This window comes from Massilia sp. DD77, assembly GCF_036961685.1.
Classification (GTDB): Bacteria; Pseudomonadota; Gammaproteobacteria; order Burkholderiales; family Burkholderiaceae_D; genus Telluria.
Window position 1 is genome coordinate 1 of sequence record NZ_JBAMDH010000001.1, and the last position, 14,169, is coordinate 14,169.

A 14,169-nucleotide genomic window follows, 5' to 3' on the forward strand; every position below is an offset into this window, starting at 1 on the left:
ATTCATCCGTGCCATCAACGAGGCGTCCATGCCGCCAAACTTGGAGCGCCACTTGTAAAACGTGGCATTGCTAATGTCGTGCTCGCGGCACAGCTCCGGTACTGGGCTGCCGGTTTCTGCTTGCTTGAGGATGGCGATGATCTGGCTGTCGGTAGCGGGACCTCTTCATGTAGAGCTTCCTGTGTCTTAAGTAGAAAATTCTACTTCTTATCGCGCTCTTTTTGTGGGGGGATTACCATCGGAAGCAGTTATATCCTGCCAGAACTTCGACTGCTCTGGACATTAGCTCCAAAAAAAATAGCCCATGTGAGCAATCGCGCACACATGGGCTACTACATCTACAAATTTCTGAGACCTGGATTCAATCTTCAGATTTGACAAACTTTACTGCAATGTGACAAACATAAATTGCAGTTGACGGACTATATTTAACCTGTTCTGGCAAGCAATGATTGTGGAAAACCTTATTCCACCGTCACCGACTTCGCCAGGTTGCGCGGCTTGTCCACATCGGTGCCGCGCGCCAGTGCGGTGTGGTAGGCCAGCAGCTGCAACGCCGCCACGTGCAGGATCGGCGACAGCTCGCCATAGTGCTCCGGCAGGCGGATCACATGCAGGCCGTCGCCCGAGGTGATGCGCGAGTCGACGTCGGCGAAGACATAGAGCTGGCCGCCGCGGGCGCGCACTTCCTGCATGTTCGACTTCAGCTTTTCCAGCAGCGCATCGTTCGGGGCGATCGTGACGACCGGCATCTCTTCGGTCACCAGCGCCAGTGGGCCGTGCTTCAGCTCGCCCGCTGGGTAGGCTTCGGCGTGGATGTAGGAGATTTCCTTGAGCTTGAGCGCGCCTTCCAGGGCGATCGGGTAGTGCATGCCGCGGCCCAGGAACAGGGCGTTTTCCTTGCGCGCGAATTCTTCGGCCCAGGCCATGATCTGCGGCTCGAGCGCCAGCACCGAGGACAGCGCGACCGGCAGGTGGCGCATCTGCTTGAGGTGCTCGGCTTCTTCGGCGTCGCTCAGGCGGCCGTTGACTTGCGCCAGGGTCAGGGTCAGCAGGAACAGCGCAGCCAGCTGGGTGGTGAAGGCCTTGGTCGAGGCCACGCCGACTTCGACGCCGGCGCGGGTGATGTAGGCCAGCTTGCACTCGCGCACCATGGCGCTGGTGGAGACGTTGCAGATGGTCAGGGTGTGCGGCATGCCCAGGCTGCGCGCGTGCTTCAGCGCGGCCAGGGTGTCGGCCGTCTCGCCGCTTTGCGAGATGGTCACGACCAGGGTCTGCGGGTGAGGGACGCTGTCGCGGTAGCGGTATTCGCTGGCGATTTCGACGTTGACCGGGACCTTGGCGATGCATTCGATCCAGTACTTGGCGGTCAGGCCGGCGTAGTAGCTGGTGCCGCAGGCCAGGATCAGCACGCGGTCGATTTCCTTGAACACGCCGTAGGCGCCGTCGCCGAACAGTTCCGGCATGATGCCGGTCACGCCTTCGAGGGTGTCGCCGATGACGCGCGGCTGCTCGAAGATTTCCTTCTGCATGTAGTGACGGTAAGGGCCCAGCTCGGCCGCGCCGGTGTGGGCGTGCACGGTCTTGACTTCGCGCTCGACCGAGCGGCCCTCGGCGTCGACGATCCAGTAGCGGGCCAGCTGCAGGTCGACCACGTCGCCTTCTTCCAGGTAGATGATCTGGTTGGTGGTGCCGGCCAGCGCCATCGCGTCCGAGGCAACGAAATTCTCGTTCTCGCCGACGCCGACGATCAGCGGCGAACCCTGGCGGGCGGCGATCACGCGGTGCGGCTCTTCGCGGCAGAACACGGCGATCGCGTAGGCGCCATGCAGGCGCTTGACGGCTTGCTGGACGGTGTCGAACAGGTCGCCGTTGTACATGTGGTCGACCAGGTGGGCGATGACTTCGGTGTCGGTCTGGCTCTGGAAGACGTAGCCGAGACCGGTCAATTCCTGACGCAGCTCGTCGTGGTTTTCAATGATGCCGTTGTGGACAAGTGCGATGCGCGCGTTCTGTTCGGTCGGCGAGAAGTGCGGGTGGGCATTGTGCGACGCCGGGGCGCCGTGGGTGGCCCAGCGGGTGTGGGCGATGCCGGTGAAGCCGTCCAGGCGCGCTTCGCGCACTTGCGTTTCGAGGTCGGCCACGCGTGAGGTGCTGCGCGAGCGGGTCAGGCGGCCATCCAGGTGCACGGCGACGCCGCAGGAATCATAGCCTCGGTACTCGAGGCGCTTGAGGCCTTCGATCAGGACGGGAGTAATGTTGCGCTGGGCGACTGCACCGACGATACCGCACATGGCTTTACCTCTATTAAAGATTGTTAACGAAAGCTATCCTAGAGCAAGCCTCATGAAATAAGCTTTCAGAATCTGACCGTTTTTGTTAGATTATTTCACGTCTCAACAAAGATGAAATTTTCTTTCATTTCATCGACAATATTTTAAGAATATTTCACGACATGACTGAAGAATACATCCTCGACGATCTTGATCGTCGCATCCTGAATACATTGCAGACTGATGCATCGCATACGAACGCCGAACTGGCGGAACTGGTGCATGTGTCGCCACCCACTTGCCTACGCCGCGTCAAGCAGCTGAGCGAGGCGGGCGTCATCGAGCGTCAGGTGGCGATCGTGAATCCGGACAAGGTCGGAGCGCGCCTGACCGCCATCGTCGAGATCACACTCGACGTGCAGGCGGCCGAGCGCATGAACCAGTTCGAGAAGCTGGCGGCGCTGGAAAGCGCGGTGATGCAGTGTTATCGGGTTGCGCCGGGGCCGGATTTCGTGCTGATCGTGCAGGTGCCGGATATGCCGGCCTATCATGCGCTGGCGCATCGGCTGTTCACGTCGCATGCGAACGTGCGGAATGTGAAGGCGTATTTTTCTACGTATCGGAGCAAGTTTGATACGAGGATTGCGGTGTAATTCAGGGCTATTTGCGGCTCACGCAAACTTGGGTTCCCGCCAAGGGGGACGCCTAGTCCGGGAATGACGGGGGTAGCGTCTGCGCTTATTTCCGCTCTGTGGATAACTTTGTGGAAGACCACTTGATAGGGCACAGGATAAGTATGTGATTACCCTGTGTTTTTCTTGTGTTCTTCCTGTGATTACCCTGTCGGTATCCGGTGGATTACTTCTTCACCTTCACCGGGCGCTTCCAGTTTTCCACCGTCATTTGCTTGGGACGTGAGATGGTCAGCTTGCCGGCCGGCGCATCCTTGGTGAGGGTGGTGCCCGCGCCCAGGGTCGCGCCCGCGCCCACGGTGACCGGCGCCACCAGCTGGCTGTCGCTGCCGATGAAGGCGTCGTCTTCGATCACGGTGCGGAACTTGTTGGCGCCGTCGTAATTGCAGGTGATGGTGCCGGCGCCGATATTGACGCGCGAACCCACGGTGGCGTCGCCCACGTAGGCCAGGTGATTGGCCTTCGAATGCGCCGCCACGGTGCTGTTCTTGATCTCGACGAAGTTACCCACATGCACGTCCTCGCCCAGCTGGGTACCCGGACGCAGGCGGGCATACGGACCAATCTGCGATTTGTCGCCGACCACCGCGTCTTCGAGGTGGCAGAACGGCTTGATAGTGGCGCCGGCGCCGATCCTGGTATTGACCAGCACGCAGTTCGGGCCGACGGTCACGCCGTCCGCCAGTTCCACCCGGCCCTCGAACACGCAGCCGACGTCGATCACGACGTCGCGGCCGCACACCAGCTCGCCGCGCACGTCGATGCGGGCCGGATCCATCAGGGTCACGCCTTTTTCCAGCAGGGCAATAGCGATATTTAACTGATGGCGGCGCTCGAGCTCGGCCAGCTGGACCTTGCTGTTGACGCCCGCCACTTCCCATTCCGCCGACGGCTGGGCGGACACGACCGGCACGCCTTCAAGCACGGCCTTGGCCACGATGTCGGTCAGGTAGTACTCGCCTTGGGCATTGTTGTTCGACAGCGATTCCAGCCAGCTCTTGAGGCGGCGGGTCGGGATGACCATGATGCCGCTGTTGATCTCGCGGATGGCACGCTCGGCCTCGTTGGCGTCCTTTTCCTCGACGATGCGCACGATGTTGCCGTTTTCACGCACGATGCGGCCCAGGCCGAAAGGATTGGCCTGCTCGACGGTCAGGATCGCCAGCTTGTCGCTGCCGGCGGCCTCGACCAGGCGGCGCAGCGAATCGGCGGTGGTCAGCGGCACGTCGCCGTAGAGCACCAGGGTCGGCACGTTTTCATCGATTTGCGGCACGGCCTGCATCACGGCGTGGCCGGTGCCCAGCTGCGGCTGCTGCAGCGCGGTGTCGATCGCGGCGCCGGTGGATTCTGCCAGCTTGCCCACCATCTCGGGCACCGCTGCGCCCCCGTGCCCGTAAATCACGCATAATTTACTCGGCTTCAGGCTGCGCGCGGTATCAATGACATGCTGCAACAGCGGCTTCCCAGCCAGTGGGTGCAGAACTTTCGGCAGTGCGGATTGCATGCGCTTTCCCATGCCGGCGGCGAGGATCACTACGTTCATAAGCCGTTCTCAAAAAGTTGAAAATATGAAAAATTTTAGCACGCCAGATTCCCTGTTCCGCCGCACGTTTGCCTTGCTTGCGATCGCGCTGCTGGCGCTGATGGCAGGCTGCAGCACCATCCGCTTCACCTACAACCAGGGCGATACCCTACTGTACTGGTGGCTGGACGCCTATGTCGACTTCGAGGGACGACAAACCGACATCGCCAAGCGCGACATCGACAATCTGTTCCAATGGCATCGCCAAACCCAGCTCAAGGATTATGCCGCCCTGCTGGGAACTTTCCAGCGCCAGCTGGCCGGCAATCCCACCCAGGCCGACCTGGCCCATGCCTACCGCGAGCTGCGCGTGCGCGGCGAACGCATGGCGCTGCGCGCCGTTCCTGAAATGACCACCCTGGCCATGAGCATCACGCCCGAGCAGATCGGCAATATCGAGCGCAAGTTCAACAGCAAGAACGAGGAATACCGCCGCAAGTTCATGTCCGGCGACACGGAAAAACGCCAGAAGGCCCGCTTCAAGAAATCGATGGAGCAGTTCGAACTCTGGTTCGGCAACTTCACCAGCGACCAGGAAAAGGCGATGCGCCGCGCCTCGGACGCGCGGCCGCTCGACAACCAGGTCTTCCTCGAGGAGCGCCAGTACCGCCAGCGGCGCATCCTGGCCTTGCTGCGCAAGGTGCAGCAGGAAAAACTGAACCGCGAGCAAACGGCTGCCCAGATCCAGGCCATGCTGCGCGAGTTCTTCGGCCGCATGGAGTCACCCGAACGCAAGGTCTTCTATGACACCTACATCGACCAGACCACGAAATACATCCTGACCGCGATCCGCATGGCCACGCCGGCGCAGAAGGCCCACGCCCAGCAGCGCATGCAGGGCTGGATCCAGGATTTCCAGGCGCTGGCGGCCGGCAAGTAACAGGGAAGCTGGCGAAAAAGAAGGCGCAAGGCCCATGCTATAGTCCCGGCCATGCAGAAAAAGTCCGCCTCTCCCAAGCCCCATGGCGCCCCGCGCATGGCCCAGCACCAGGTCCGCATCATCGGCGGCGCCTGGAAACGCAGTCTCCTCCCCGTGGTCGACGCCCTCGGCCTGCGCCCGACCCCGGACCGGGTGCGCGAAACCGTCTTTAACTGGATCAACCACCAGCTCGGCGGCGACTGGGCGGGCGTCAGCGTGCTCGATCCCTTCGCCGGCTCCGGCGCCCTGGGCTTCGAGGCTGCCAGCCGCGGCGCCGCTTCGGTGACCATGATCGACAGCCATGGCCCGGCGGTCCGCCAGCTCGAAGCCAACCGCGACAAGCTCAAGGCCGGCAACATCAGCATCCTGCGCGCCGATGCCCTGGCGGCCCTGCGCGACATGGCGGCCCGCGGCCAGCGCTTCGACGTGATCTTCCTCGACCCGCCCTACCAGCAGGAGCTGCTGGCCAAGTCCCTGCCGCTGTGCGCGGCGCTGCTGAAGGAAGACGGCATGGTATATGCCGAAGCCGAGGCGATCCTGCCGCTGGAAGAGGGCGACGCGACCCCGGAATGGCTGCAAGGCTGGGAGGCTGTGCGCGCCGACAAGGCGGGCATGGTCTATTACCACCTGCTCAAGTTGCATAAAAACAAAACCTAAGCCGGAATCCTGCCCAATAATTGGGCAAAAGCCGCCCCACGCTGGGGCGGCTGCCGGAATTTCAGGCATAATGCGCCTTCCAATAAGGTGATTTCAGGAGCCGCAATGGTTGTAGCCGTTTATCCAGGTACGTTCGATCCGCTGACCCGCGGTCACGAGGATTTGGTGCGTCGCGCATCCGGCCTGTTCGACCGCTTGATCGTCGGCGTCGCCGACAGCAAGAACAAGCGTCCGTTCTTTACCCTCGACGAACGGCTCGAGATTGCCAAGGAAGTGCTGGGCCATTACCCGAATGTGCAGGTCGAGAGTTTCTCCGGACTGCTCAAGGATTTCGTGCGTGAACACGATGCGCGCGTGATCGTGCGCGGCCTGCGCGCCGTGTCCGATTTCGAATACGAGTTCCAGATGGCGGGCATGAACCGCTACCTGCTGCCGGATGTCGAAACCATGTTCCTGACCCCGTCCGACCAGTACCAGTTCATTTCGGGCACCATCGTGCGCGAGATCGCGGTGCTGGGCGGCGACGTGTCGAAGTTTGTCTTCCCCTCGGTCGACCGCTGGCTGCAAAAGAAGATCGCCACCATGGCGGCCGCACCGAAAGCCTGAGCGAGTTTTTACAATGTCTCTGTTGATTACCGACGACTGCATCAATTGCGACGTGTGCGAGCCCGAGTGCCCGAACGAAGCAATCTCGATGGGCGCGGAGTTCTACCAGATCGATCCGAACAAGTGCACCGAATGCGTCGGCCATTTCGACGAACCGCAGTGCCAGCAGGTCTGCCCGGTCTCCTGCATTCCGCTGCACCCCGACTGGCGCGAATCGCGCGAGCAGCTCATGCTCAAGTATGAGCGCCTGACCGCCGCCAAGAATGTAGCCTGATTTCGCGGCCTGACTGCGCGGCCTGATTCGCCTCACCCGGCCGGTTCCCAGTCGCCGGTCTCCTCGTTCTTCCTGTACTTCCTCTTCACCGCCGTTTTCCAGGCCAGCAGGTGCGCACTTTGCTCGCGCGCCTCGCCGCGGTCGGCGTACTGGTCCCAGGCCTCGTTGAATACCTGTTGATAAGTCTCGTGCGCATATTGCGGCAGGTTGGCGCGCACCTTCGGCGGCAGCTCGAAAATCGACCGATAGGGCATGCTATGCTCCTTTCATGGATGCTCCAGACGACGAACTGACAGGCAAGCTTCCGTCTTCCGTGCATGAAAATCTCGGCGTCATCGCCGATTTTCACGAGCGCAAGAAGGAGCAGCTGTCGCCGGCACAGGCATTTTTCGAACGGGTCAGCCTGATGCTGGGCACGCCGGCCTATGTCGCCGCCAATCTCGTGTTCGCAGTGTGCTGGATCGCCTGGAACCTTGTCGCACCCAATCTCGATTTTCCCCAGCTCGACGAACCTCCCTTCTTCTGGCTCCAGGGCCTGATCGGCCTGAACGCCTTCATCATTTCCACCGCGGTGCTGATTCGCCAGAACCGCATGTCCAGGCTCGCCAACCACCACGCCCACCTCGACCTGCAGGTCAGCCTGCTGGCCGACGAGAAGACCAGCAAGATCATCCAGATGCTGGAGGAGCTGCGGCGCGACCTGCCAGGGGTCCAGGATAAGCCCGACCGCGAAGCCGACGAACTGGCCCGGCGCACCGACACCAAGGCCGTCATTTCCGTCATCGAGCGGGAAGCGGACGGACTCGACAGCGAGCGTAAATAATTCACTGGTGACCGGTCGGAAAACCGGTCAAGGGGGCTGGCGCAAGCCATTGATGTCGATCGCTCGGCGTTTTTACCGAAAATAACTTCCTTGTTATTCTTTAATGTGAAATTCGTTATATCTGACCCTTTATGCGAACAACGTTCCGGCAAACATGCACTATCATCGCTTAAGTTGTCTATTTTTTCGGTAAAAATATTTACCTCGGACGATACTTCTAATTTCGCTCAATGTTGCCCTATCTCCAGCCTTATCGACCTATCAAGTCGACAAATTTCGACATTGTTCATAGAGCTTCTGCCCATCAATATCTACTCTTTGTCATATTTGTTAAATCACATGCGCGAGAAAAGCCCGGTGACGAAGAGTCACGAAAGAACACGACCTGATCAGTCGTCACTGGCGGGATGAAGGGCGAGGCGGAAGCTGGAACGCCGCAAAATGGCGGCCTGACGGGGAGACGGGACGAAAAAAAAGCGCGGCATCCGTTTCCGGACACCGCGCTATACGGAGAAACAGTCTTTGTTAGTGCCGGCAGGCCATGGCGCGCACTTCGGCGGCGTCGACCTCGTTCAGACCGGTGGCGCGGTGCGTGGCTGCCAGGGCATCGCGCCGCACCTGGCGGGCGGCCAGCTCGGCCTTGCTGCGGCGTGGCCGCACGGTCAGGAACAGGGCGCGGCCGATGCCGACCAGCAGAGGACGGAAGAACATGAGGGCGCCACCCAGCAGCGACAGGTAGACGGTCGTGCTGAACACCTGGCCGTAAGGCACGGTCGCGGCGGTCTGGAGTAAAGTAGAGGTGGCGGACATGATTCAGATCAATACGGTATGATACGAAATATAGTGCAACGCAACATATAAATCTAATTCCGATTGTTGATAGCACTTATACTGTTTGTGAATGATTTGATGTACACTTGTGTACACACAACAGTCCTTCCGAATTGCCATGAGCTTCCTGACGCTTGACCTGAATCTGCTGCGCGTGTTCGACGCGGTGATGACCGAGCAAAACCTGACCCGCGCCGCCGGCCACCTGGCGATGACACAGCCGGCCGTCTCGAATGCGATCAAGCGTTTGCGGGAAAGCCTGGGCGACGAACTCCTGATCCGCACCGCCTACGGCGTCAAGCCGACACCGCGCGCCGAGGCCCTGTGGCCGGCCGTGCGCCAGGCCCTGGCGGCGCTGGAAGCGGCCGTGATGCCGGAAACCTTCGATGTGTCCAAGGCCCAGGCCACCTTCCGCATGGCGATGGCCGACGCCACCGCCGCCCTGTGGCTGCCGTCGCTGATGCGTTCGATCGAGAGCGAGGCGCCGGGCGTGAACATCCGCATGGTGCCGCTCACCACGCGCGAACCGCGTCCCATGCTGCTGCGCGGCGACATCGACCTGGCGGTGGGTTTCTTCCCGGGCGTGGCGGCCCAGCTGTCCTACGAGACCGGTTCGCCGATCCGTCATGAGCGCCTGTATTCGGGCGTGTATGTGTGCGTGATGCGCAAGGACCACCCGCTGGCCAAGGAAAAGCTGGACCTCGACACCTATTGCAAGGCGAACCACCTCCTGGTGAGTTTCTCGGGCCGGGCCCATGGCCTGGTCGACGAGGCCCTGGCCCAGATCGGCCGCGAGCGCCGCATCCTGCTGACCGTGAACCAGTTCTTCACGGCGGGGCGGGTGGTGGCGAATTCGGACCTGATCACGGTGCTGCCGAAGCACCTGATGGTCTCGACCGGCATGACCGACGCGCTGGTGTGGCGCGAGCTGCCTTTCCAGCTGCCGGCCGTGCACCTGGACATGCTCTGGCACGAGCGCGACGGGCGCAGCCCGGCGCACCGCTGGCTGCGCAAGAACCTGGAAAGCATGGCGGAGAGCGCCGCGCCGAAGACGGGCGCGCGCAAGGTGGTGTGAGGTTCGTAGGGTTGGCGACGGAGCCGCCAACCCTACGGCGGTTCAAACAATATCGGTGTCGTCGATCAACGAATCGGCAGCTTGGTCGTATTCTTGACCTCTTCCATCACCGCATAGGTATGCGTCTCGCGCACGCCCTTCTGCAGCAGGGTCTTGCCCAGGAATTCGCGGTAAGCCGCCATGTCCTTCACCCGCGCCTTGACCAGGTAATCGAAGCCGCCGGCCACCATATGGCACTCCAGCACTTCCGGAATCATCTGCACGCTCTGTTTGAATGCATCGAAGACCTCAGGAGTGGTACGATCCAGTACCACCTCGATGAAGACCAGCAGCGACACATCCAATAGCTGGGGATTGAGCTGGGCCGTGTAGCCCTGGATATAGCCGGACTCGTGCAGCTTGCGCACCCGTTCCAGGCAGGCGGCGGGCGACAAATTCACCCGCGCGGCCAGCTCGACGTTGCTGATTCGCCCGTCATTCTGCAATTCGGCCAGAATTTTCTTACTGATCTTGTCCAGCATCGGTCTCTCTCCGTTATAAATATTATTCGGTCAGATTGTCGCACCAAAAACTATCTATTGCTAGTCTGTCGTAAAAACAGAATTAATCCAGAAGAATTCCTTCTACAATCGAATCAATTCACCGTGTCATGACATGCGCCGGCCGCCCCCTTGCGGTGCGGCGCTTTTGCTACGCGGTGGTCCCGATGCCCTTTTTCGATTGAAGAGTCACCATGCAGATTGCCGCTTCCCCGGCCTCCACCTTTGTTCCGTTCGATGCGCTCCAGGCCGAAGTCAAGCGCGACCAGTCGCCGCTGCGCGCCGCCATCACCAGCGCCTACCGCCGCGATGAAACCGACGCCGTGCAGTGGCTGCTGGCCCAGGGCGCCAGCGCCAACGGCGACGCCTACATGCTGGCCCACCGCCTGGTCTCGAGCGTGCGCGAAAAGCGCACCCGCGCCTCGGGCGTGGACGCGCTGATGCACGAGTTCTCGCTGTCGTCCGAAGAAGGCGTGGCGCTGATGTGCCTGGCCGAAGCGCTGCTGCGCATTCCGGACAGCGACACCGCCGACCGCCTGATCGCCGACAAGATCAGCAAGGGCGACTGGCGCAAGCACCTGGGTGAATCGCCCTCGCTGTTCGTGAACGCCGCCACCTGGGGCCTGCTCATCACCGGCAAGCTGGTCAACACGAATAGCGAAAAAGGCCTGGGCTCGGCCATCACCCGCCTCATCGCCAAGGGCGGCGAACCCCTGATCCGCAAGGGCGTGGACCTGGCGATGCGCATGCTGGGCAACCAGTTCGTCACCGGCCAGACCATCGACGAAGCGCTGAAGAACAGCCGCGACAACGAAACCCGCGGCTACCGCTACTCCTACGACATGCTGGGCGAAGCCGCGCTGACGGAAAGCGATGCGAAGAACTACTACGCCTCCTATGAAACCGCGATCCACGCGATCGGCCGGGCCTCGAACGGCCGCGGCATCAAGGACGGCCCGGGCATCTCGATCAAGCTGTCGGCCCTGCACCCGCGCTACAGCCGCGCGCAATATGCCCGCGTGATGGGCGAACTGCTGCCGCGGGTGCGCAGCCTGGTCCTGCTGGCCAAGCAGTACAACATCGGCATCAACATCGACGCCGAGGAAGCCGACCGCCTCGAGATCTCGCTCGACATGCTGGAAGCACTCGCTGTCGACCCCGAGCTGGCCGGTTTCGAGGGTATCGGCCTGGTGGTCCAGGCTTACCAGAAGCGCTGCCCCTTCGTGATCGACTTCGTGGTCGACCTGGCCAAGCGCAGCGGCCGCAAGTTCATGGTGCGCCTGGTGAAGGGCGCCTACTGGGACGCCGAGATCAAGCGTGCCCAGGTGGACGGCATGCCGGGCTATCCGGTCTATACCCGCAAGGTGTACACCGACGTTTCGTATCTCACCTGCGCACGCAAGCTGCTTGGCGCCACCGACCTGATCTACCCGCAGTTTGCCACCCATAACGCGCACTCGCTGTCGGTGATCTACACCTGGGCCAAGGCCGAAGGCGTCAGCAACTACGAATTCCAGTGCCTGCACGGCATGGGCGAGACCCTGTACGACCAGGTGGTCGGCAAGGACAAGCTGGACAAGCCCTGCCGCATCTACGCCCCGGTCGGCTCGCACGAAACCCTGCTCGCCTACCTGGTGCGCCGCCTGCTGGAAAACGGCGCCAACTCGTCCTTCGTGAACCAGATCGTGGACGAGAGCGTGCCGATCGACTCGCTGCTGGCCGATCCTTTCGAGCAGGCGCGCCTGCACGGCGCCCGTCCGCACCCGGCGATCGCCCTGCCGCTGGACCTGTTCGGCGCCGAGCGCAAGAATTCCGCCGGCTACGACCTGGTCAACGAAGACGTGCTGCGCCAGGTGACCGCAGGCCTGGCCCAGCAGCGCCAGTACAACGCGACGCCTCTTTTCGCCGGCGAATTCATGCAGTCGGCTTGGGAAGACATCGTCAACCCGGCACAGAAGCACGACGTCGTCGGCCACGTGCATGAAGCCTCGCGCGCCGACGTCGAGACCGCGCTGGCCGCGGCCGCCGCCTTTGCCGGCGAGTGGGCCGCCACCCCGGCCGCATCGCGCGCCGCCATCCTGGAGCGCACCGCCGACCTGTTCGAACAGCACGGCGTCGAGCTGATGGCCCTCGCCGTGCGCGAGGCCGGCAAATCGCTGCCGAACGCGATCGCCGAATTGCGCGAAGCGGTCGACTTCCTGCGCTACTACGCGGTCCAGGCACGCAGCGCGAACGCTGACGGCGCGCTGGGGCCCGTAACCTGCATCAGCCCGTGGAACTTCCCGCTGGCGATCTTCACCGGCCAGGTGGCCGCCGCCCTGGTGGCCGGCAACGTGGTGCTGGCCAAGCCGGCGGAGCAGACTCCGCTGATCGCGTACCGCGCGGTGCAGCTGTTCCTCGAGGCGGGCGCCCCGCGCGCGGCCCTGCAGCTGCTGCCGGGCCGCGGCGAAGTGGTCGGCGCGGCGCTGACCGCGGATACCCGCATTCGCGGCGTGATCTTCACCGGTTCCACCGAAGTGGCCCAGCTGATCAACCGCACCCTGGCCGCGCGTGCCGAAAAAGAAGGCATCGACATTCCGCTGGTGGCCGAAACCGGCGGCCAGAACGCCCTGATCGTCGACTCCTCGGCGCTGCCCGAGCAGGTGGTGCAGGACGTCCTGAGCTCGGCCTTCGACAGCGCCGGCCAGCGCTGCTCGGCCCTGCGCGTGCTGTTCCTGCAGGACGACATCGCCGACAAGACCATCAAGATGCTCAAGGGCGCGATGCAGGAGCTGGTTGTCGGCAGCCCGGACCGCCTGGCGACCGACATCGGCCCGGTGATCGATGCGGAAGCCCAGCGCAACCTGCTGGCCCACATCGAGCGCATGAAGGCCACCGCGCGCAGCCACTTCGCGCTCGCGCTGCCGGCCGCCGTGAACGCAGGCGGCACCTTCGTGCCGCCGACCGTGCTCGAAATCGCCTCGCTGGCGGAGCTGAAGCAGGAAGTCTTCGGCCCGGTGCTGCACGTCGTGCGCTACCGCCGCGCCGAGCTGCCGCAGGTGATCGACGCGATCAACGCCACCGGCTACGGCCTGACCCTGGGCGTGCACTCGCGCATCGACGAGACCATCGACTTCATCGTCGAGCGTGCGCACGTGGGCAACATCTATGTGAACCGCAACATCGTCGGCGCGGTCGTGGGCGTGCAGCCTTTCGGCGGCGAAGGTAAATCCGGCACCGGCCCGAAGGCCGGCGGTCCGCTCTACCTGAAGCGCCTGCAGCGCGCCGCCGCGCCCCTTATGCAGCACCAGCGGCAGCACCAGCGCGCTCCCGAAGCCGGGCTGGAAGCGCTGCTCGGCTGGCTGCGCGGCAGCGGCCACCAGGACATCGCGGCGCTGGCCGAACCCTATGGCCATTCCGCGCTGACCGGCGTGACGATCGACCTGCCGGGTCCGACGGGCGAGCGCAACCAGCTGTCCTTCACCTCGCGCGGCACCGTGCTGTGCGCCCCTGCTACCCCCGCCGGCCTGCTCAACCAGCTGGCCGCGGCGCTGGCCACGGGCAACCGTGCGCTGGTGCTGGCCGGTGCGCAGGAGATTCCGGCCAACTTGCCGGTGCTGGTGAAGGAGCGCGTGCGCTTCGTCGGCCAGGCGGAACTGGGCGCGGAAGAGTTCCAGGTTGCGATGCTGGAAAGCGGCCTGGCCGGCTCGCTGCGCGCGCAGCTGGCGGCGCGTCCGGGCGCGATCGTGGGTATCGTGGACACCAGGACCGGCGAGGCGATCGACCTGTGGCGCCTGGTGGCCGAGCGGGCCGTGTGCGTCAACACGACGGCGGCTGGCGGCAACGCAAGCCTGATGACGCTGGGGCTGTAAGAATCGACGAAGTATCAACGCATTAACGAAGCGAGGTAGCAGGAGAG

At 62.8% G+C, this 14,169-nt stretch carries 13 protein-coding genes and 1 pseudogene; 8 read left to right on the top strand and 6 right to left on the bottom strand.

Annotated elements, in window-relative coordinates; all coding sequences use genetic code 11:
* Positions 1–169: pseudogene (locus V7778_RS00005) on the bottom strand (transposase); the annotation flags it as partial.
* 295 nt (positions 170–464) lie between these two features.
* On the bottom strand, positions 465–2,294 hold the full coding sequence (gene glmS, locus V7778_RS00010) for a glutamine--fructose-6-phosphate transaminase (isomerizing) (protein ID WP_335551315.1): 1,830 nt from the start codon (positions 2,292–2,294) through the stop codon (positions 465–467).
* A 161-nt stretch (positions 2,295–2,455) separates the two neighbouring features.
* On the opposite strand from glmS, the gene V7778_RS00015 reads away from it, so the two are divergent.
* Positions 2,456–2,926 carry an Lrp/AsnC family transcriptional regulator gene (locus tag V7778_RS00015; protein WP_335551316.1) on the top strand — a complete coding sequence of 157 codons (471 nt, stop codon included), beginning with the start codon at positions 2,456–2,458 and terminating at the stop codon, positions 2,924–2,926.
* A 205-nt stretch (positions 2,927–3,131) separates the two neighbouring features.
* Here the strand turns inward: V7778_RS00015 and glmU are convergent, their stop codons facing one another.
* Positions 3,132–4,508, bottom strand: a complete 1,377-nt coding sequence (gene glmU / locus V7778_RS00020; protein ID WP_335551317.1) for a bifunctional UDP-N-acetylglucosamine diphosphorylase/glucosamine-1-phosphate N-acetyltransferase GlmU — start codon at positions 4,506–4,508, stop codon at positions 3,132–3,134.
* Positions 4,509–4,533: 25 nt separating this feature from the next.
* On the opposite strand from glmU, the gene V7778_RS00025 reads away from it, so the two are divergent.
* The 4 genes from V7778_RS00025 to V7778_RS00040 all read left to right on the top strand — a co-directional run bounded on the left by V7778_RS00025 (position 4,534) and on the right by V7778_RS00040 (position 7,003).
* Complete coding sequence (locus V7778_RS00025; protein WP_335551318.1) at positions 4,534–5,427, top strand: DUF6279 family lipoprotein; 894 nt, start codon at positions 4,534–4,536, stop codon at positions 5,425–5,427.
* A 51-nt stretch (positions 5,428–5,478) separates the two neighbouring features.
* A complete protein-coding gene (gene rsmD, locus V7778_RS00030; protein ID WP_335551319.1) occupies positions 5,479–6,123 on the top strand; it encodes a 16S rRNA (guanine(966)-N(2))-methyltransferase RsmD in 645 nt (214 codons plus the stop codon).
* A 105-nt stretch (positions 6,124–6,228) separates the two neighbouring features.
* Entirely contained in the window at positions 6,229–6,729 is a 501-nt protein-coding gene (gene coaD / locus V7778_RS00035) for a pantetheine-phosphate adenylyltransferase (RefSeq protein WP_335551320.1), read from the top strand.
* Positions 6,730–6,742: 13 nt separating this feature from the next.
* Positions 6,743–7,003: a YfhL family 4Fe-4S dicluster ferredoxin gene (locus V7778_RS00040; protein ID WP_335551321.1), complete on the top strand. Its 261-nt coding sequence runs from the start codon at positions 6,743–6,745 to the stop codon at positions 7,001–7,003.
* 32 nt (positions 7,004–7,035) lie between these two features.
* Here the strand turns inward: V7778_RS00040 and V7778_RS00045 are convergent, their stop codons facing one another.
* Positions 7,036–7,257: a ChaB family protein gene (locus V7778_RS00045; RefSeq protein ID WP_335551322.1), complete on the bottom strand. Its 222-nt coding sequence runs from the start codon at positions 7,255–7,257 to the stop codon at positions 7,036–7,038.
* 14 nt (positions 7,258–7,271) lie between these two features.
* Between V7778_RS00045 and V7778_RS00050 the strand changes: the two genes are divergently transcribed.
* Positions 7,272–7,826, top strand: coding sequence for a DUF1003 domain-containing protein (locus V7778_RS00050; RefSeq protein WP_335551323.1), 555 nt, complete (start codon positions 7,272–7,274; stop codon positions 7,824–7,826).
* Positions 7,827–8,351: 525 nt separating this feature from the next.
* On the opposite strand, the gene V7778_RS00055 is transcribed toward V7778_RS00050, so the two are convergent.
* Entirely contained in the window at positions 8,352–8,636 is a 285-nt protein-coding gene (locus V7778_RS00055; protein ID WP_335551324.1) for a hypothetical protein, read from the bottom strand.
* 139 nt (positions 8,637–8,775) lie between these two features.
* Between V7778_RS00055 and V7778_RS00060 the strand changes: the two genes are divergently transcribed.
* Entirely contained in the window at positions 8,776–9,732 is a 957-nt protein-coding gene (locus V7778_RS00060; RefSeq protein WP_211522523.1) for a LysR family transcriptional regulator, read from the top strand.
* 65 nt (positions 9,733–9,797) lie between these two features.
* On the opposite strand, the gene V7778_RS00065 is transcribed toward V7778_RS00060, so the two are convergent.
* Positions 9,798–10,253, bottom strand: coding sequence for an Lrp/AsnC ligand binding domain-containing protein (locus V7778_RS00065; RefSeq protein ID WP_211518786.1), 456 nt, complete (start codon positions 10,251–10,253; stop codon positions 9,798–9,800).
* A gap of 212 nt (positions 10,254–10,465) precedes the next feature.
* On the opposite strand from V7778_RS00065, the gene putA reads away from it, so the two are divergent.
* Positions 10,466–14,122: a trifunctional transcriptional regulator/proline dehydrogenase/L-glutamate gamma-semialdehyde dehydrogenase gene (gene putA, locus V7778_RS00070; protein ID WP_335551325.1), complete on the top strand. Its 3,657-nt coding sequence runs from the start codon at positions 10,466–10,468 to the stop codon at positions 14,120–14,122.
* Positions 14,123–14,169: the final 47 nt, after the last annotated feature.